17 protein-coding genes and 1 riboswitch are annotated in these 18,591 nt (G+C 41.8%); of the genes, 15 read left to right on the top strand and 2 right to left on the bottom strand.

The window, feature by feature from the left end; all coding sequences use genetic code 11:
• Positions 1-160 precede the first annotated feature (160 nt).
• The 13 genes from ACWPWY_RS15175 (at position 161) to ACWPWY_RS15115 (ending at position 14,687) form a co-directional block, all read left to right on the top strand.
• Positions 161-1,228 (top strand): fatty acid desaturase, encoded by a 1,068-nt coding sequence (locus ACWPWY_RS15175; protein ID WP_454192411.1) that lies wholly within the window; start codon positions 161-163, stop codon positions 1,226-1,228.
• A gap of 123 nt (positions 1,229-1,351) precedes the next feature.
• A complete protein-coding gene (locus ACWPWY_RS15170; RefSeq protein ID WP_454192898.1) occupies positions 1,352-2,473 on the top strand; it encodes a sensor histidine kinase in 1,122 nt (373 codons plus the stop codon).
• A gap of 17 nt (positions 2,474-2,490) precedes the next feature.
• Entirely contained in the window at positions 2,491-3,090 is a 600-nt protein-coding gene (locus ACWPWY_RS15165; protein ID WP_454192410.1) for a response regulator, read from the top strand.
• Between the two features lie 222 nt (positions 3,091-3,312).
• Positions 3,313-4,065: a methionine ABC transporter ATP-binding protein gene (locus tag ACWPWY_RS15160; RefSeq protein WP_454192409.1), complete on the top strand. Its 753-nt coding sequence runs from the start codon at positions 3,313-3,315 to the stop codon at positions 4,063-4,065.
• Entirely contained in the window at positions 4,062-4,733 is a 672-nt protein-coding gene (locus ACWPWY_RS15155; protein WP_454192408.1) for a methionine ABC transporter permease, read from the top strand. Before ACWPWY_RS15160 ends, ACWPWY_RS15155 begins: the two co-directional genes overlap by 4 nt.
• Positions 4,734-4,780: 47 nt before the next feature.
• Complete coding sequence (locus ACWPWY_RS15150; protein ID WP_454192407.1) at positions 4,781-5,638, top strand: MetQ/NlpA family ABC transporter substrate-binding protein; 858 nt, start codon at positions 4,781-4,783, stop codon at positions 5,636-5,638.
• 234 nt (positions 5,639-5,872) lie between these two features.
• Positions 5,873-7,777, top strand: coding sequence for a PAS domain S-box protein (locus ACWPWY_RS15145; protein ID WP_454192406.1), 1,905 nt, complete (start codon positions 5,873-5,875; stop codon positions 7,775-7,777).
• Positions 7,778-7,843: 66 nt separating this feature from the next.
• Positions 7,844-8,737: an AraC family transcriptional regulator gene (locus tag ACWPWY_RS15140; protein WP_454192405.1), complete on the top strand. Its 894-nt coding sequence runs from the start codon at positions 7,844-7,846 to the stop codon at positions 8,735-8,737.
• Positions 8,738-8,792: 55 nt separating this feature from the next.
• Positions 8,793-8,902, top strand: a riboswitch (TPP riboswitch).
• Positions 8,903-9,091: 189 nt separating this feature from the next.
• Positions 9,092-9,703, top strand: a complete 612-nt coding sequence (locus ACWPWY_RS15135; RefSeq protein ID WP_454192404.1) for an ECF transporter S component — start codon at positions 9,092-9,094, stop codon at positions 9,701-9,703.
• A 23-nt stretch (positions 9,704-9,726) separates the two neighbouring features.
• Complete coding sequence (locus ACWPWY_RS15130) at positions 9,727-11,196, top strand: ABC transporter ATP-binding protein (protein WP_454192897.1); 1,470 nt, start codon at positions 9,727-9,729, stop codon at positions 11,194-11,196.
• Entirely contained in the window at positions 11,187-11,981 is a 795-nt protein-coding gene (locus ACWPWY_RS15125; RefSeq protein ID WP_454192403.1) for an energy-coupling factor transporter transmembrane component T family protein, read from the top strand. Before ACWPWY_RS15130 ends, ACWPWY_RS15125 begins: the two co-directional genes overlap by 10 nt.
• Positions 11,982-12,157: 176 nt before the next feature.
• Positions 12,158-13,663: an alpha-galactosidase gene (gene melA / locus ACWPWY_RS15120; protein WP_454192402.1), complete on the top strand. Its 1,506-nt coding sequence runs from the start codon at positions 12,158-12,160 to the stop codon at positions 13,661-13,663.
• Positions 13,664-14,258: 595 nt separating this feature from the next.
• Entirely contained in the window at positions 14,259-14,687 is a 429-nt protein-coding gene (locus tag ACWPWY_RS15115) for a helix-turn-helix domain-containing protein (RefSeq protein WP_454192401.1), read from the top strand.
• A 110-nt stretch (positions 14,688-14,797) separates the two neighbouring features.
• On the opposite strand, the gene ACWPWY_RS15110 is transcribed toward ACWPWY_RS15115, so the two are convergent.
• Both ACWPWY_RS15110 and ACWPWY_RS15105 read right to left on the bottom strand, forming a co-directional pair.
• Positions 14,798-15,595, bottom strand: a complete 798-nt coding sequence (locus tag ACWPWY_RS15110) for a formate/nitrite transporter family protein (protein ID WP_454192400.1) — start codon at positions 15,593-15,595, stop codon at positions 14,798-14,800.
• Positions 15,596-15,853: 258 nt separating this feature from the next.
• Positions 15,854-16,615 (bottom strand): MBL fold metallo-hydrolase, encoded by a 762-nt coding sequence (locus ACWPWY_RS15105; RefSeq protein WP_454192399.1) that lies wholly within the window; start codon positions 16,613-16,615, stop codon positions 15,854-15,856.
• Between the two features lie 217 nt (positions 16,616-16,832).
• Between ACWPWY_RS15105 and ACWPWY_RS15100 the strand changes: the two genes are divergently transcribed.
• Together ACWPWY_RS15100 and ACWPWY_RS15095 are read left to right on the top strand one after the other, a co-directional pair.
• A complete protein-coding gene (locus tag ACWPWY_RS15100) occupies positions 16,833-17,768 on the top strand; it encodes a metallophosphoesterase family protein (RefSeq protein WP_454192398.1) in 936 nt (311 codons plus the stop codon).
• Positions 17,761-18,417 (top strand): glycerol-3-phosphate responsive antiterminator, encoded by a 657-nt coding sequence (locus tag ACWPWY_RS15095; protein WP_454192397.1) that lies wholly within the window; start codon positions 17,761-17,763, stop codon positions 18,415-18,417. The genes ACWPWY_RS15100 and ACWPWY_RS15095 overlap by 8 nt, the downstream gene beginning before the upstream one ends.
• Positions 18,418-18,591 lie beyond the last annotated feature (174 nt).

The following is an 18,591-nucleotide window of genomic DNA, read 5'->3' as shown; positions in this document are numbered from 1 at the left end:
ATGCAACCTGAAGATTATAAAATAGGCGGTTTCCTTTTGTCAATGGAGTATGACATTTATCATACTTTATCACTGACGTTTATGACTTACCCATATGACAGTCTCCTTATATAATTAGGATATTATATGCGTAGTTCATACGCGTGAAGGAGAACATGCCATGTCCGTATCCTTTAAAACTCAATTGAAAAAAGATGTAGCCCCTTATGAGAAAACAGAACTGAAATCCAGTATCATTCAAATGATTAATACATTGGTACCACTCTTTTTACTCTGGTATCTTGCCTTTGAAAGTCTGTCGGTTTCTTATTTTATAACATTGCCCCTATGTCTGATTGCCGCCGGATTTGTTATTCGTGCATTTATTATTTTTCATGATTGCTGTCATGGGTCTTTCTTTAAGAGCCGCAAGGCAAACGATATCGTAGGGACACTTGTGGGTGTCATTTCCCTTACTCCTTATATGCAGTGGAAGTATAGTCATTCTATGCACCATGCAACCAGTGGTAATCTGGATAAGCGAGGAACAGGCGACATCTGGATGATGACTACGGAAGAGTATCAATCATCTAAATGGATGACGAAATTGTATTACCGCCTGTATCGTAATCCCATTGTTTTGTTCGGGGTCGGCCCGATCGCTGTATTCTTAATTCAATATCGTTTTAATCGGAAAAATGTGAAACGTAAAGAACGGATGAATACGTACCTGACCAATCTGCTGATTGTAGCGGTTTACACTGCTTTGTGCCTTACAGTAGGATGGGAAGCTTTCTTAATGATTCAAGTTCCTATTTTCTATTTTGCAAGTATGCTGGGCATATGGTTGTTTTATGTACAACATACATTTGAAGATTCCTATTTCGAGAATGAAGAGGATTGGTCTTATATTCAGGCAGCTGTAGAAGGCAGCTCATACTATAAGCTTCCTAAAGTATTGCAGTGGATTACGGGGAATATTGGTTTCCACCATGTGCATCATTTAAGTCCAAGAGTGCCGAATTATCTTTTGGAGGAAGCACATAATGCGACACCTCCTTTGCACAAAGCGACGACAATCACAGTGGCTACAAGTCTAAAGGCTATGCGGTTCCGACTTTGGGATGAGAAGAGCAAGCGTTTTGTAACATTTAGAGAATACAAGAAAGTGCTTCACGAGCAGAAGCTGGAGCTCGCCCAAAAAGAGTCTCGCAAAGATAAGGTATCTACTTCAGCGCCTGTCAGTTAAAGCACAGGATATGATACAATATTTAATAAGCTAAAATGAGATAAATGACTATAGATGATTAGAATCTATAGTCATTTTTTCTTGATATTTCGGAATAGAAGCAGGTGTGAGTTCGTGAGTATGATGCATCGTTGGCAGGACGTTTTTCGCAAAAATACGGGTCTGAATCCGTATGTATGGTTAGTGTGTTTGATCCTCCCTTTCTACTTTATCATTGGTTCCTCTTCCAAAGGATATGTCGTCTTTGGTGTCCTGGCGATTATGCTGTTTTTTGCTTCTAATTTGCTCGGGCTTGTGATGAAAGGCTGGCCGGTATATATCTGGTATGGTCTGCAGATTGCCATTTCCATTTTAATGGCACTTATTTTTGGTTTCGTTTATTTCTCCTTATTTCTCGCTTTTTTTATTGGTACGATTCAAAATAAAGCCGGCTTCATTACGTTATACACAGTTCATTTAGTCAGTACCTTTGTTACCATTAATTACTCGCTAGCCTCCGCTAATCCCGTGGTAATTCAACAGCTGCCTTTTGTACTTATTAGTATGATCGCTGTTATTCTGCTGCCCGTTAGTACATATAACAAGAATAAACAAGACGCGCTTCAGGGTCAGCTGGAAGATGCGAATAAACGTATATCAGAACTAGTCAAACAGGAAGAAAGACAGCGGATTGCAAGAGATTTACATGATACACTGGGGCAAAAGCTTTCGCTTATCGGTCTGAAGAGTGAGCTTGCCAGCAAGATGGTAACACGTAATCCAGCTAAAGCTCAGGAAGAAATGAAGGATGTGACCATAACAGCAAGAACGGCATTGAAGGAAGTACGGGAGATGGTCACCCAGATGAGAGGCACAAGATTTGAAGATGAATTGTTCCGTATCAGACAGATACTGAAGGTTGCGGACATCGAGCTGCAGATCGAAGGAGAAGATAATCTGACAGGCGTCTCTCTCATGGCAGAGAATGTGCTGGGTATGTGCCTGAAAGAAGCAGTTACGAATGTCATTAAGCATAGTGAAGCGAGTATATGTGAGATTAGGATTGAACCGAATCATACCGAACTTGTTATCACCGTAAAAGATAATGGAAAAGGGATGAAAGACGCGCCGGAACGGATTCGCGGTAATGGACTTCGGGGAATGAGAGAACGTTTAGAATTTGTTAACGGCAGTCTTGCGATTACTTCGGAAGAAGGTACTAAGCTGCGTATTGCAGTGCCCCGGGCCGTTCAGCGTCAAATGTGAGAGGAGTTTGAGTTAATATGATTCGTATAGTCATTGCTGAGGATCAGCGAATGCTGCTTGGAGCCCTCGCCTCCTTGCTTGATTTAGAAGAAGATATGGAAGTCATTGGACGGGCAAATAACGGAGAAGATGCCGTTAACCTTGTCAGGGAGCATCAACCTGATATATGTATTATGGATATCGAAATGCCGGTCAAGAGTGGACTTGATGCTGCGGAAGAGATGAAGGGGCAGGATGTGAAAATTATTATCCTAACCACTTTTGCTCGCAGCGGTTATTTTGAACGGGCACTGAAGGCGGGCGTCAGCGGATATTTACTGAAAGACAGTCCCATTGAAGAACTAGCGCAGACGATTCGCAGTGTTATGTCGGGAAGAAGAATCTATGCAGCGGAACTTGTGGATGAAGGATATGGGGAGAAAAATCCGCTTACGGAACGAGAGAAAGCTGTACTGGAACTGATCGCAGATGGCAAAAACACGAAAGAAATTTCAAATGAACTATACATCACCACAGGAACGGTTAGAAATTATGTGTCCGTCATTTTAGACAAGCTCGGGGTGGGCAACCGGATTGAAGCCATTAAGCATTTTAAAGAAAAAGGCTGGTTTAAATAAGAAAATAGAGCTTTCATAAAATTGGATGTGAAATTCCTCTGAATTTGTTAAGAAAAATTAGAGTCAAATCCCTATCCGTATGGTATGATTTGAAAGTGCGAAATGAAATTGACAAACTGGATTTTAGCATTTTTAAGAAATACGATGATAGAAATACATGCTCGCACGAGACGGATGTCTTGCGCGAGCTTTCTTTATGTCAATAATGAAGGAGGAATAGGCTTGATATCGCTAGACCATGTCAGCAAGAGTTTTGGTCCTAAGAAGCATGGAGAGCGACTGACGGTAGTAGATAATGTTTCGCTACATATCGAACAGGGCAGTATTCATGGCATTATAGGGGCAAGCGGCGCGGGGAAATCGACACTGCTTCGCACCATGAATTTGTTGGAGAGACCGGAAGAAGGGCAGGTTTACATAGGTGGACAAGAGCTAACGCAGATGAAAGAAGCGGAGCTCAGAGAAGCAAGAAGAAAGATCGGAATGATTTTTCAGCATTTTAACCTGATTGGAAACCGGACGGTAGAAGGGAATGTAGCCATTCCGCTTGAGCTTGCAGGTGTGAAAAAGGATGAACGTATGACCCGGGTACACGAATATTTACGGTTTGTGGGGCTAGAGGACAAGGCGAAGCAGTATCCTGCGCAGCTTAGCGGTGGACAAAAACAGCGTGTGGCCATTGCCAGGGCACTTGCAAATGAACCTCAGGTACTGCTTTGTGATGAACCTACCTCTGCGCTTGATCCAAAGACCACTTCGGGTGTGCTCGAGGTACTTAGACATGTTAACGAAGCATTGAAGATTACGATCGTCATCGTCACACATGAAGTTCCGGTTGTTGAGCGGCTGTGTACGGCTGTATCCTTTATGGATTCAGGAAAAATCGTGCGTACACTGCCAATTAGGGAAGGGTCATTGCCACCTGATATGCTCGCCTGGTATGAGGAGCAGGAAGCAGGTGATGACGAGAGATGAATTTTTATGAAACGTATATAGAAAAATATGAAAGTGAAATGTGGGAAGCCATCGGACAAACCTTTTTTATGGTTGGCGTCTCGCTGGCGGCTGCAATCCTAATCGGACTTCCGCTGGGAACACTGCTATACTTAACGCGAAAAGGTCAAAAATATGAGAACGTTGTATTATTCACCATACTTGACGTTGTCGTAAATATCATTCGTTCTTTTCCATTCTTGTTGCTCGTTGTTTTTATGATTCCTTTGACACGAATGATTGTAGGAACCGCGCTTGGTACAACCGCTGCATCGATTCCGCTTGCTGTTGTAGCCATCGCCAGTTATTCAAGGCTGGCTGAGCAGTCACTGCTTGAAGTGCCGAAAGGTGTGGTTGAGGCCGCGTCTTCCATGGGTGCGAATCTGTTTCAGTTTATTTATAAATTTTTGTATGTCGAGGCAAGGTCAGGCCTGGTTCGAGGTTTAACCTTGTCTACGGTCAGCTTTATTTCCTACTCCACTGTTGTCGGTGTCGTTGGCGGCGGAGGAATTGGCGATTTTGCTATTAGATATGGATATCAGCGGTATGAAACCGAACTTATGGTATTCACAATTGTCATTATGATTGTACTCGTGCAGCTTATTCAGTATTTGGGGAATCTTTTGGCACGTATTCTGGATAAACGTTAATAAGTACAATGTTTTGCATTCGAATAGGAAGAAGAGAGGAATAACAGATGATTAAGACAAAAAAGAATGGCATGAAACAATGGCTTGGACTTGCTATGTTGGCGGTATTGATGTTAGCTCTAGCTGCTTGTAGTTCAGAGAGCAGTGACGGGGTTCAGGGGGACTCAAGTGCTTCTCAAGAAGGAGAGATGCAGAAGATCAAAGTAGCTAGTAGTCTGTCTGCAATGGTCGATATGATGGAAGCGATAAAACCGGTGCTTGAAGAAGATGGCATTCAGCTTGAAGTCGTGAGTGTATCCGATAATATTCAGCCTAATGAGGCTTTGAAGAACAAAGAAGTGGATGCGAACTTCTTCCAGCATAAAGTGTTCATGGAGCAATATAACGAAAATAATGACGGAAACCTCGTCATGGTTACACCCATTTATCACATTATTTACGGTGGTTACTCTAAGAAATACAACAGTATTGAGGAGTTACCAGAGGGTGCAACGATTGGAATTCCGAATGACCCAGCCAATATTGGACGTTCCCTTGCGATGTTTGCTGAGAACGGAATGATTACACTAAAGGATGGCGTGGGTATTAACGCCCTTCAGTCTGATATTATCGAGAATCCGAAGAACTATAAGTTCCAAGAAGTAGATCTTCTCATGCTTGGCCGTGCTTATGATGACGTGGATATGGTTACACTCTATCCTGCCTATGCTTCTCCGCTTGGTTTAACACCTAAGGATGCGATTGTCACGGAAGCACTGGATGAGGAATTTGCTATATCGCTGGTTGCACGTGAAGATAACAAAGACTCCGAAGCAATTCAAAAACTGGCAGCTGCACTGACAAGTGACGAAGCTAGAAAATTTATTGAAGATTATCATAAGGATACGATGATTCCTGCATTTTAAATCATGATAAAGAGAGATGACATGCCTTGTATGGCGCATATGTCATCTCTTTTTTAGTGAGAATAAACGAGAAAAAGAAGCGAAAAAAAGCTGGAATCAGCCTTACTTTTTAGAAAATGAGTATTTTAACCGTTTTTTACAAAAATATTGATCATTATGGTAGTTTTTCATAAAACAACCCGTCCACAAGTCCACTCACTAGTTGTATAATAGTCCATGTGAGGAGGTGCTGAGATGAGTGACCTGGAACGATTAGAAAATATAAATTTAGTAGAGCACATTTTTACTCAAGCGCCTGTTGGAGTTGCATTTGTATCATTAGACGGTAAATGGATCGATGTGAATCCTGCAGCATGCCAAATCATAGGATTTAGCAGAGAAGAGCTTATTACGCTTCCTGCACTTGACTATATACTATCAGAGGATATACCCCCAACTGAACTTGTATCGAAGATGTCTTCTGGTTACGAGAATGAAAAACAATATCTACATAGAAACGGTAATGTAGTCTGGGCTTGTGTCTATATCTCTTTATACTGTGATCCACAAACGGGAGAACCTGCCTATTATGTTGTTCATATGATAGATATTACAAGCAGTAAGGTGGCAGAACTGAAACTATTAGAGAGTGTGGAAAGGTATACATCACTTAAAAAGTATAATCATGATGCGATTATTTCTTTTGGGCTTGATGGGAGTATCATTAATGGAAACCAGATAGCAGAACGTCTTACGGGATATACAATTTCTGAATTAATTGGTACTCGGATCTCTCGTATTGTAGGGGAAGAAGCCATTGCCAATCTGGCTTTTGTAGACGAGGATTATACGGCAATTGAACGAGATATTAATGTGGTTCGTCACAAGGATGGACATGTGGTGGAAATACTCGCTACTTTGGCGCCTATTATTATCCATGATCATAAAGTCGGTTTTTATCTAATTGCGAAAGATATGACAGAAGAGAAGCGGCTTATTATTGAAAAAGAAGCGGCGGAAAGAACGAACAAAGCAAAAAGTGAGTTTTTAGCTATGATGAGTCATGAGATACGAACTCCGATGAATGGTGTAATTGGAATGACAGATTTACTTGTGGAGACGGAGCTATCTGATGAACAAATGCAGTATGCATCCATCATTAAGCAGAGTGGGGAAGCGCTCCTTACGATCATTAATGATATTCTTGATTTCTCTAAAGTCGAATCTGGAAGAATGGAACTATCGATTGAACCGATGCAGTTAAACTCGATTCTTTCTGATGTCTACTATCTAAATCTGCCAAGGGCTAAGAATAAAGATTTGCATGTAGAAATATCAGTCGATGAGAGTATTCCTGATAAGCTGATGGGCGATGGTAATAAGCTGAGACAAGTTTTAATTAATCTGCTCAGTAATGCGATTAAATTTACACAGAAGGGTACCATTTCTTTATCTGCCAAAAAAATCGACCAAGACGATGATGAAGTGTGTCTTGAATTCGAAGTGTTGGACACGGGTATTGGCATTCCGGAAAGTAAAGCAGAAAGGCTTTTCGAACCTTTTTACCAAGTGGATCATTACATGACAAGACAAATCGAAGGAACGGGACTCGGTCTTGCGATCAGTAAGAAGATGGTAGAACTGATGGGCGGAGAGATCAGATATGAGCCTAGAAGGTACCAATCGGGTTCACGTTTTGTGTTTACTGCTTACTTTTCTCTGCAGACCAACCTCGAATTGATCGAGGACAGACATAATCAAAGATACGATGATGAAATAGATAGTGGACTGCGTATTCTTGTCGTAGAAGATAATGAGGTTAATCAGATCGTCCTTGTTAAAATGATGAATAAATTAGGTTACAAGGCTATTGTTGTTCCTAACGGAAAAGAAGCATTGAAAGCTTGTTTGGAAGATTCCTATGATATCGTGTTTATGGATATTCAAATGCCGATCATGGATGGAGTGGAATCTACACGCCTGATTCGTGAACAGCTAGCAGAGGATAGTCCTTATATTGTGGCTGTAACGGCACATGCAATAAAAGGAGATCGGGAGAAGTACATGTCTTTGGGCATGGATGAATATATAAGCAAGCCATTAAGTATGAATTCAATATCTGAGGTTATCGAGAAGTTCAGAACCCTACGACTGACGTAAGGTCCCCTGGTGGTATTTCATCTTCTGAATCTATAATTCTGATTCGAAATACAGGGGGGCTTTAACATGTCAGGCAGTTTCTTCTGCATGCATCCGTCAGAAGGCTCGTGGAACCCGTACTTCTATGCCTACTACTATAAGCAATGGAAAGACTATGAGATGGCCTACCACGAACATCGCTGGACTGAGATTATGTATGTGATTCAAGGAGGATGTACCATTGATGTGAAGTGCAAGGATGGACATCGTGAATTGATCATGCTGCGTAAAGGCGAGTTTATTATTTTGGACGCAGATGTCTCGCATAGACTCATCGTAGAGCCGGAAGTTGCCTGCCGGATGCTAAATGTGGAGTTTGGTTTTGAAGAAGGAGACACTTCATTTGATTCGTCAGTGAAATCGTTATTGGCAGAAGAAAAGGCCTTATCCGATTTTGTGAAATCTCCTTTTGAGTACATGGTCCTCTCCGATCCGGAAGAGGTATATTATGTGCTCAAAAGTCTGGTGTTGGAGCTGGACCGGCAACCGGTAGGACAGAAAAATACGATGACGGATCTGTTGTTTTTACAACTGTTTGTACGTATTGCAAGGCTCCGCGAAGAAGTGGTAATGACAAGAGAACCGAGTGCAGAAGGTTATGTCAAACGATGTATTCTCTACATGCATCAGAATTATGATCGCAATATTCAAATTAAGGATTTAGCGGCGGAAGTCCGTCTTCATCCGGGATATCTACAGCGAATATTTAAGATAAGCACATCCCAGACGCTGACAGAATATCTGACTGGGATTCGGATGGAAAAAGCCAAAATGCTGCTTCAGCAGACAGACATACCTATATACGAACTATGTGACTATGTAGGGGTCAGCAGCAGTCAGTATTTTCATACTCTGTTTAAAAAACATACCGGACTCACTCCTAGTACCTACAGAGAACAGACGGAGCGCAGATCTTGGTGACTTTGTAGAAGTAATTGCCAATTAAGCATATTTCATGTACATTGTAACTAACTTAAAAAGCACGAACGGGAGCTTGATGAAGTCAGGCTGAGAGAGCGGCCTTATGCCGCTGACCGTAGATCTGATCTGGGTAATGCCAGCGTAGAGAACGAATATCGCGAATCGTATGTAGGAACAAATGTGATGCATGAATGCAGAAGCAGCCAGCTGAACGAAATGATGTGAGGTAACTCTCCAAGCCATTGCTGCCGACCAAGTGTACCCTTTGTTTTTTAGATGCGAATACAGATGCGTCCTTACCTGGCCTGCCCGAATTGGGGAGGCTTTTTTTGATATTCTAAGGAGGAATTGTACATGTTGCAGACAAAAGGCCGTAGTTCAGAGTCAGGGCGCAAAGGACTTACATTAACCGATATTCTAGTTACGATTGTGCTTGCTGTTGTATTTGGGATCATTTATAAAATATGGGGACCTACTTATGATCTAGTCAAACCGTTTGGACTCCATGCGGAACAAATGATTTACGGCATGTGGTTTATGGCAGGGACCTTTGCTTTTCTCGTCATTCGTAAACCAGGTGTTGCCCTTCTAGCAGAGATTGCGGCATCGACCGTAAGTGCATTTTTAGGAAGTGAGTGGGGGATCTCTACGCTGATCTATGGCGCGGTACAAGGACTCGGAGCTGAACTTATTTTTGCGCTGTTTTTCTATCGAAAAGTAAATGTATGGATTACGTCACTTGCTGCTATCGGATCAGCGGCCGGCTCCCTAATCCTTGATTTTGGATATGGTTATATCGATTCATTGCAAACGTGGAGTTATGCGTTGCTTATTGGGCTAAGATTAGCCGGAAGTATTTTGTTAGCTGGTATTGTTGCTTATTCACTGTATAAAGCTTTGGAAATAACGGGGGTAACGAAATCTTTAAGAAAAACGACGAAAGAAGATATGGAGGCACTGCACTAATGTGTCCTTCTATAACAGGTCCGATGGAGGACAAAGCTTTGCAGACACAGGAGAAAGCATACGTTACTCAGCAGTCAGTAGCAGTAGCTATTGACGATCTGCGTCTGAAGTTTCCCGGAGAATCTCAGATTTGGTTCAACAAATTATCTTTAACTATAAATCAAGGGGAGAAAGTGTTACTGCTTGGTGCTAGTGGCAGCGGAAAGTCAACACTACTTCAAGTGCTGAGCGGACTTATTCCTCATTCCGTTGATGTGCCGATGAAGGCAGATCATGTACATATTCCTGCCCATCCAGGTATTGTTTTTCAAGATCCAGATACTCAGTTTTGTATGCCCTATGTAGATGAGGAATTGGCTTTTGTGTTAGAGAATCGTCAGGTTCCCCGAGAAGAGATGCAAGCGAAGATTAGAGAACTTCTAAGTCTTGTTGGACTTGACTTACCTGACTTACATACACCGGTGCAAGCTCTCTCCCAAGGTATGAAACAGCGTCTGGCCATTGCTTCGGTACTTGGAGTAGAACCTAGTGTCCTTTTTCTAGATGAACCAACAGCGCTGCTAGATAAAGAAGGGACGCTTGAAGTATGGGCTACGATTCGAGACATTGCTGGGGAACGTACCGTGATTATAGTCGAACATAAGATTGATTATATCCTTGATTTTGTAGATCGCATTATTGTCTTATCTTCCGAAGGAGAGATCATGGCAGATGGCAGGGCGGAAGAGATCTTCAGTCAGCATCAGCAGACGATAACGGATTATGGCATCTGGTATCCGGGGACTTGGAAGAATTGGCCTAGACCTCTTAGGCAGGAGAATGCCGCAGCTATTGAGAAGGGAGCAGAGCCACTTCTTTTGCTTCGTGAATGTGTGATTCATCGTAGCAGCAAGCCTGTGATTCGAGCAGAGGAGCTTCAGGTGCTACCTGGTGACTTTATTGGAATTACGGGACCCAATGGTGCAGGGAAGAGTTCATTTTTGCTTGGATTAATGAAGCTGCTCCCTATGACCGGTACGTATCTAATGAAAGGTATCGAGCCGAAAAATACCAAGCAGGCAGCACAGCAGATGGCCTATGTATTCCAGAATCCAGAATTGCAGTTTATTACGCATTCCGTATGGAATGAAGTTGAATATTCACTGCTGTCTGAGCCCATATCGAAGAAAGAACGCCGAGTACGAGTGGAAGAACTGCTGCAAAGGTTCCATCTGAATGGACTAGAGAACAGGCATCCTTACGAGCTGTCTCTTGGACAAAAAAGAAGGCTGAGTGTTGCTTCCGCAATTGTTCGTAATCCCCGTGTATTGCTGCTTGATGAGCCCACCTTTGGGCAGGATGCAAGAAATACATTTGCGATGCTGGATGAACTTGAGCGTCTGCGAAGTGAAGGAACAGCTATTATCATGGTGACTCATGACGAAGAGATCGTAGCTCGGTATTGTACTTCTGTATGGCAGGCAGCAGAGGGGAGAATCACCATTTGCAATTAAATATCCCATACCATGACACTTGGTTGCACCGGGTTAACCCCGGGTTTAAGCTGATTACGTTCGCATTGATGTTTCTTGTGGTAATCCTCATCCACAATCTCAATATGATGATCTATTTAACAATCGCTATGCTGCTTCTCTTAATCGGTTCCGGTCATCCTCCGCTTCGTCTACTCCTGTATGCATCCCCATTTATTCTGGTATTTATATCGACTTCGACGGGAATGATGTTTTTCGGAAAAGGAGAAACGACTTGGTGGAAATATGGCATTATCCATATCACAGAAGAGAGTTTTTTGCGCGGTGTACATCTGGGCTGCAGGGCGTTATCAATGGCTGCGATCGGTTTGTTATTTGGGCTGACAACGAGGCCTGTGCGCTTGTTCTACTCTCTGATGCAACAGTGGAGACTTCCGCCTAAATATGCTTATAGTTTCCTGGCTGCGATGAATCTGATCCCCATTCTAGTCTACGAATTTCAGACACTTCGGCACGCCTTGATGATACGAGGAGGAGGGAACCGAGCACCAAAGTGGAATATTTATGCGCTGATAAAACCATATGCGATTCCGCTGCTGGCACAAAGTATTCGAAGAGCGCAGCGGATTGCCGTGGCGATGGAAGCAAAGGGGTTTCAAAGTGAGAACAAACGGACTTACTATTATCATATCGGATACTCAAGCAGTGACATTTGGTTCATTATTTATTTTATAGGAGCAGTCATATCTGCTTACGAACTTGGCCTCTCTATTCCTCTTATAGAGCATGCTGTAGATGTGAGATAACGAACAATGAAATAGAGAAAAACAAGAATAAAAGTGAGAATATTATACGAAGTTAGCGAAAAGAAGTCATGATATTGGTAACGCTTCCTATCTTGCGATTGCTACAATAATCGTATACAAATCGGATCCTTTTTTTACGGGAGAAGGTTTCAATAATGGAAGGTGGAGCATCTTATATGTCATGTAAAATTGCTTTTATTGGAGCTGGAAGTATTGGATTTACACGTGGATTACTACGTGACTTATTAACCGTACCGGAATTCAGCAACCTTGATATTTCTTTTCATGATATTAATAAACATAATCTAGATATGGTAACCGAGTTGTGTCAGCGGGACATTACAGAGAATGGACTTAGCATACAGATTCATTCGACAACCGATCGGCGCGAAGCTTTGAAAGACGCAAAATATGTCATTTGTACGATTCGTGTCGGCGGTCTGGAAGCTTTTGCGAGCGATGTCGATATTCCTCTAAAATATGGTGTCGATCAGTGTGTAGGGGACACACTTTGTGCGGGCGGAATCATGTATGGTCAGCGCGGTATTGCTGAAATGATGGAGATCTGTAAAGACATCCGTAACGTGTGTTCGGAAGATGTACTACTGCTAAACTACTCCAACCCAATGGCGATGCTTACTTGGGCGTGTAATCAATATGGGGGTGTTCGCACCATCGGTTTGTGCCATGGTGTACAGCATGGACATCATCAAATTGCTGAAGTATACGGACTTGATATGAAAGAAGTGGACATTGTATGTGCGGGGATTAATCATCAGACTTGGTATATTAAAGCAAGTCATGAAGGTAAAGATCTGACTGCAGGTCTGCTTGAAGCCTTCCTGAAGCATCCAGAATATAGCCGTACCGAAAAAGTAAGGATTGATATGCTTCGCAGATTCGGATACTACAGTACAGAATCCAATGGACATCTCAGTGAATATGTTCCATGGTACCGTAAACGTCCTGAAGAGATTAAGGATTGGATTGACCTCGGTAGCTGGATTAATGGCGAAACAGGTGGATATCTGCGTGTGTGCACGGAAGGTCGCAACTGGTTTGAGACGGATTTTCCTAACTGGATGAAGGATGAACCTAATCGTTTTACAGCAGATCAGCGTGGTCAGGAACATGGCTCTTATATTATCGAGAGCCTCGAAACGGGAAGAATCTATCGTGGACATTTTAACGTCATAAATAACGGAGTTATCTCGAATCTGCCGGATGATGCCGTGATCGAAGCTCCAGGGTATGTAGATCGTAACGGTATCTCTATGCCGCATGTAGGTGAACTTCCCCTTGGACCGGCTGCGGTATGTAATGTGAGTATTTCAGTACAGCGCCTTGCCGTAGAGGCGGCAATTCAGGGAGATGATCAGCTGCTTCGTCAGGCTTTTATGATGGACCCGCTTGTAGGTGCGGTATGTAATCCAAATGAGATCTGGCAGATGGTGGATGAGATGCTCGTTGCACAGGAAGAGTGGCTTCCGCAATACGGTCATGCCGTGGTCGAGGCAAAACAAAGAATGGCCTCAGACACCTGGATTCCGGTTAAAGATTACGAAGGTGCGGCACGCATTAAAGTGAAGACGGTGGAGGAGATGCAGCAAGACCGCGAAGCAGCATCTAGAAATGCAGGAGAGTCGGATAAAGGGAAGGACCGGGAGAAAGTAGAGAAATAACAAAACAAAGTATGCTTCTAAAAAGCATCTGTCATTACCATGGCAGGTGCTTTTTATTATTTATGGCCAACCTTCTCTACAGAAATACGCTTCTTTATTCGATAAAAAGAAAGAGGGTGAAATGGTTTTGTTCGAAGGAGACAAAGGAAAATATATACAAATGGTTAGTGTGCTGTTAAATTAATAAAAAAGAAGTTATAGGAGGAAATAAGATGAGTAGACGTATAGATATGGTTATTATGTTTGGTTACTTGTGTATCCTCCTGTTCGGTGTAGTAGTAAAAGAAATTCCAGGTCATTTTGGAATGAAAGGCTAACACAGTATCAAAGGGGAAAAGAAGTAATAACCATAAGAGTGATACATAGGATGATAAAAGGGACTGTATTTCTATTCATGGAAACAGTCTTTTTTTTGTAAACTAAGGAATGAATTGACCACTATATAATTCAAGATTATAATATTAACACAGCTGTTAAGTTTACTAATAGATTCATTTTTAAGGCATAATTTAGGTATAGATTGCATTACATAAGGAAATAAGAACAACATGAACGTTCAATAATAAGCTAAAAGAGTAAAGGAAGGATAAATAGAATGATTAAGACTGAAACCGCTTACCGCAGAGCAAAAGAAAAACTGAAAGACCACAAAGCCTATATCGCGAATGAGAAACTTCGATTAGAAAGTATGGGACTTAGTAAAGACCAAATTTCCCATGCTGTTCAGCCGCTGCTTGCTTTTAAGGGGGAGCTTGAACAAGATATTCAACATTATGAGATGATTAAACAAGGAATCTTTCTTCCGATTGAGACGATTATGGAAGTCGGCAAAAATTTAATTGCTCATCGGATCTATATGAACTTATCTCAGGCTGAACTTGCAAAAAGACTTGGGGTATCGGAAGCTCAAGTATCAAGAGATGAACGAAATGAATATGAAGGGGCAACGACAGAAAAGATTCAAAGTGTGATGAATGCACTTGGTTTAAAAACAACGATTCATATTGAAATGGCTGCAGTGTAACTAAGGGATCAGGGGACTAAGTACAGGCTGCTCCTTATATTAAGTGAATGCATAAACAGGGTGTAGGAACATTAGTCGTTCCCCGCACCCTGTTTATCGTTAAGCGTATGTTAGTGTTGCACTTCTTCTTCATCGTCCTCAAACGGTTTATTGATGTAGTAGTAAAAATACCCCATCATAAATACGCCGCCGACCATATTACCAATCGTAACCGGAATTAAGTTGTGGAGTATTGCACCAATCGTGATCGTTTCCGAATGATCTAGCACAAGTGCAATCGCAAAGGTACACATGTTAGCAATACTATGTTCATAACCCGATATAAAAAAGCAGAAGACAAAGAGGACCATTGCAAACAATTTTGCGCCATTTTCCTTCATGAACATCGGTACAAAAAAAGCGAGACATACGAGCCAGTTACATAGAATAGCCCGGAAAAACAATTCAACTACGGTAGCATCCAGTTTATGTTCCACTACATTAATCAGGAATGAGTTAACACTAGGTGAGGCGTAGAGATTCGTTACATCAATGAGAAACGCAAATACCAGTGCACCAAGCAGGTTGCCAACATAGGTGAGCCCCCATAGTTTGTATACGGTTTTCCATTCCATTTTTTTCTTAAGGGCTGCATAAGTGAAGTAAAAGGTGTTACCAGTAAACAGATCCGCTCCGCCATAAGCAATCAGGATGATCGCTGCTCCAAATGTAAGGGCGGCCATAGGATAAGCTGCCGGTGAATCCGCTATGTAAAAATAGTTGCCTGTCTTAAAAGCAACAATAACCCCGAATCCAATGAACATACTGGCAAGCATCGCTCGTAGAATGTACATTTTCCAATCTTTTTGGTAGACTCTTTGCTTTCTTAACGCATATTTCTCAACTTGTCGTAAACCTTCTGCTTCCAAATGGATCCCTCCGTATTCTGCGAAACAAATAGTAAATCGATAATGATTCCAGATTCTTTACAAGATTATGTCCATGTTAAAGTCAGTGTATGTATTTCTAGTCAAAATACTAAGGTAAGAAGAGAACGCATCTAACCTCGACCTAAATTAAAATAAGCGATCGGGATATGCAATCCTATGAATTATTTCACATTTGGATGAAAAAAATGTAAACAATAAAAGGGCGCGATGTATTCGTGCCCTTTCTTCATATGAATATTAATGTGAAAATTGTTTAATTATGTCATTAATTCTTTGATTTACCTCTCCTTTATATATACCACCGTGAAAACATATGACACATTCTATATCGTAGTTGTCTAGCTGTTGGAGAGAGGAAATAGCCTTATTCATATCTAATGTGTGGGCAGGGCTTGGTCCGAATAATTCACTGTTTTCTATAACGAGAGCATCGCCCGCAATGAGTGTTTTGCTCGCTGTATGATAGAGACTAATATGTCCCGGGGTGTGACCCGGAGTCTCTATAATAATGATTCCTCCGGCATACGGTAAAGTTTCTTTATGAATAACCGTCCTATCTACAGGTGCCTTTGGCGGATTTTCAAGTGTTTGTTTGAAGGCGAGCTTCATCTGATCCGAAATCTCAGCAGGTAGAGATTCTAATGAACTTGTAACGGAATCAGATGTTATTTTAAGGAGTAGCAAGTCTCCTTGAATGTAGGGCTTTTCAAGTGGATCTGAGATAATCTCGGCAGCAGGTGAAGCTTGTTTAAGGCTAGGCAGATTGCCAATATGGTCGAGGTCCTGATGTGTCAGGATAATTCGATTAATATCACTTACTCTGTATCCTAGACTTGCCAACTCCTTTTCAAGAAGAGGTAATTGACCAGGATATCCGGTATCGACCAGAATCAATTCTTTATCATCGTGTAAAAGAACCGGATAGATAGTCTGGGCAGAGCCCATCACCGTTTGAGACAATTCAAGCATACTAATATGTTTCGATATCGACACTGACATGGTAAGATCCCTCCATTTAAATATGGTGGACACTATCATACCAATTTAAATTACATACGTAAACTTTAATTAATTATTATAACATATTTACATTAAAATGTCAATATATAATTATCAGACTCTACATTTACAAAAAACACGACTGGATAAAGATCTCAGATAACATTCTCCCTCTATACTTCATTACAGATCAACTCAAAGGAGAGTGTACAAGACCATGAGGATAGCAATGATAGGTGACTTACATTATCATGAGGCGGATCAAACATTAGGTAACTGGACAGAAGCAAGAGATGCATTTTATAAAAATATGCTGCATCATTTTTTAAGCTCTGAAGCCGACTTGTATATATCACTTGGGGATCTGACTAATCTGGGAACAAAGCGCGAATTGCAAGAAGTTTATGAGATCATACATTCCTATGAACGCAGATTTCATCATGTTCTGGGTAATCACGATACGTATACTCAGCCTAAAAAAGAGATTCAAAAACAAACAGGACAAGCCTGTTATTACTCCATAACCATGGAAGATTTCATTCTTGTTTTTCTAGATACCACAAGAGAGATGGATTTAGAAAACTGGGGAGGTTGGCTAGACGAAGAGCAACTGAACTGGTTCGAAGAAGTGGTCCAAATGTCTGGATCAAAGCCGATGCTGGTTTTTGCACATCACCCGGTTCATTTAACGACGACAGGATCGGATCGTGAAAAAGGTTCCATCGACCCTTCCATTGATATGTGGCATATTCTCCGCCAGAAAAAAGGAACAGGGGTTTATTTTAACGGACATACTCATGTAGATTCAATTACGGAACGGCATGGATGGACTTTCATTCAGTTGTCTGCCTGCCTGGATGAGCAAGCGTATCGTATCGCCGAAATTACAGGAGAAGAAGTCCGGATTCAGGCGGTGGATATAACGGATACGTCCCTTACCGACCAGTTGCCAGAGATTCTTACCTATATGAACCACTTTAGAGCTACTCCGCATGCTCGCGGAAAACAGCAGGAGCGAGAGTGCAATGTGCAGCTACTGAGCGATCGGTTGAATGAATCAGATTTATTCGATGCATTGGAAGCGGAGCTGAATGAAGAGGACCTGCAAATCAGTGCAGACACCAGACACGGAGGAGATAAAGCGCATGTCTAACAGTGTATCTCAGTTAGCCCAAGGAGCGGAAAGTACAAAACTTTTCACTAAAAAAACAAAACAGCAGTATGCTGTGGATGATCTGCTAAAACGACTATCCGAATATCGTAATGTAGCCTCCATTCGGGATGTACGTTACCTTGAAACCGCTCTTTCTTATCGAGATCAGCTCAGTGCGGTGTTCCTTCTTACCGGAAGTATTGGTGTGATTAAAAGTTATGTAGAATTATTTCAAAAACATCATGTCCCGGTTTTCGTACATGTGGAGAAGATTGGAGGGCTCTCTTATGACCAGCAGGGGCTTGAATATGTAGCAAATGCGATTCGGCCTGACGGGATTATTACAACGAAAATTCAAGTCGTTAAGAAAGCACAGAAATTAGGTCTTACTACCATCCAGCGATTCTTTCTTGTTGATTCTGAAGGACTTGCTAATATTGCACAAAGTCTCGCTCAGGTTGAACCCGATATTATTGAGATTATGCCCGCACGTATTCCTGAGGTACTCCACAAGGTAAGAGAAATGACAGACATTCCTGTCATCTCCGGCGGTCTGCTGCAAAAGCGAGAGCATGCGGAAGCATGTTTATTGGAGGGGGCAACGGCCATTTCTTCATCTAGTCAGCAAATGTGGGAAAAATCATTCTAAGAGTGATTCCTTCCAAATTGTAAATAATAAAGTTTATCCTTACTTAACACGAATCTTCAATTCGGTTAACAGTAACGTCCTATGATAAGAAGAGATAAGTGAACTAACGTATTTCCTGACAAGTAAATAAGTACCCGGGTTGGAGTGATGGAGAAACCTAATCGGATCAAGAGG

Source organism: Paenibacillus sp. Marseille-Q7038, assembly GCF_965111595.1.
Note: the sequence above shows the minus strand (reverse complement) of the source record. Positions and strands in the feature narration are given on the sequence as shown.

What these genes read in the sequence shown, in the direction of transcription:
- ACWPWY_RS15175 (WP_454192411.1), top strand. Translation starts at nt 161, where the DNA reads ATGTCCGTATCCTTTAAAACTCAATTGAAAAAAGATGTAGCCCCTTAT.
- ACWPWY_RS15170 (WP_454192898.1), top strand. Translation starts at nt 1,352, where the DNA reads ATGCATCGTTGGCAGGACGTTTTTCGCAAAAATACGGGTCTGAATCCG.
- ACWPWY_RS15165 (WP_454192410.1), top strand. Translation starts at nt 2,491, where the DNA reads ATGATTCGTATAGTCATTGCTGAGGATCAGCGAATGCTGCTTGGAGCC.
- ACWPWY_RS15155 (WP_454192408.1), top strand. Translation starts at nt 4,062, where the DNA reads ATGAATTTTTATGAAACGTATATAGAAAAATATGAAAGTGAAATGTGG.
- ACWPWY_RS15150 (WP_454192407.1), top strand. Translation starts at nt 4,781, where the DNA reads ATGATTAAGACAAAAAAGAATGGCATGAAACAATGGCTTGGACTTGCT.
- ACWPWY_RS15145 (WP_454192406.1), top strand. Translation starts at nt 5,873, where the DNA reads ATGAGTGACCTGGAACGATTAGAAAATATAAATTTAGTAGAGCACATT.
- ACWPWY_RS15140 (WP_454192405.1), top strand. Translation starts at nt 7,844, where the DNA reads ATGTCAGGCAGTTTCTTCTGCATGCATCCGTCAGAAGGCTCGTGGAAC.
- ACWPWY_RS15135 (WP_454192404.1), top strand. Translation starts at nt 9,092, where the DNA reads ATGTTGCAGACAAAAGGCCGTAGTTCAGAGTCAGGGCGCAAAGGACTT.
- ACWPWY_RS15130 (WP_454192897.1), top strand. Translation starts at nt 9,727, where the DNA reads ATGGAGGACAAAGCTTTGCAGACACAGGAGAAAGCATACGTTACTCAG.
- melA (WP_454192402.1), top strand. Translation starts at nt 12,158, where the DNA reads ATGTCATGTAAAATTGCTTTTATTGGAGCTGGAAGTATTGGATTTACA.
- ACWPWY_RS15115 (WP_454192401.1), top strand. Translation starts at nt 14,259, where the DNA reads ATGATTAAGACTGAAACCGCTTACCGCAGAGCAAAAGAAAAACTGAAA.
- ACWPWY_RS15105 (WP_454192399.1), bottom strand. Translation starts at nt 16,615, where the DNA reads ATGTCAGTGTCGATATCGAAACATATTAGTATGCTTGAATTGTCTCAA.
- ACWPWY_RS15100 (WP_454192398.1), top strand. Translation starts at nt 16,833, where the DNA reads ATGAGGATAGCAATGATAGGTGACTTACATTATCATGAGGCGGATCAA.
- ACWPWY_RS15095 (WP_454192397.1), top strand. Translation starts at nt 17,761, where the DNA reads ATGTCTAACAGTGTATCTCAGTTAGCCCAAGGAGCGGAAAGTACAAAA.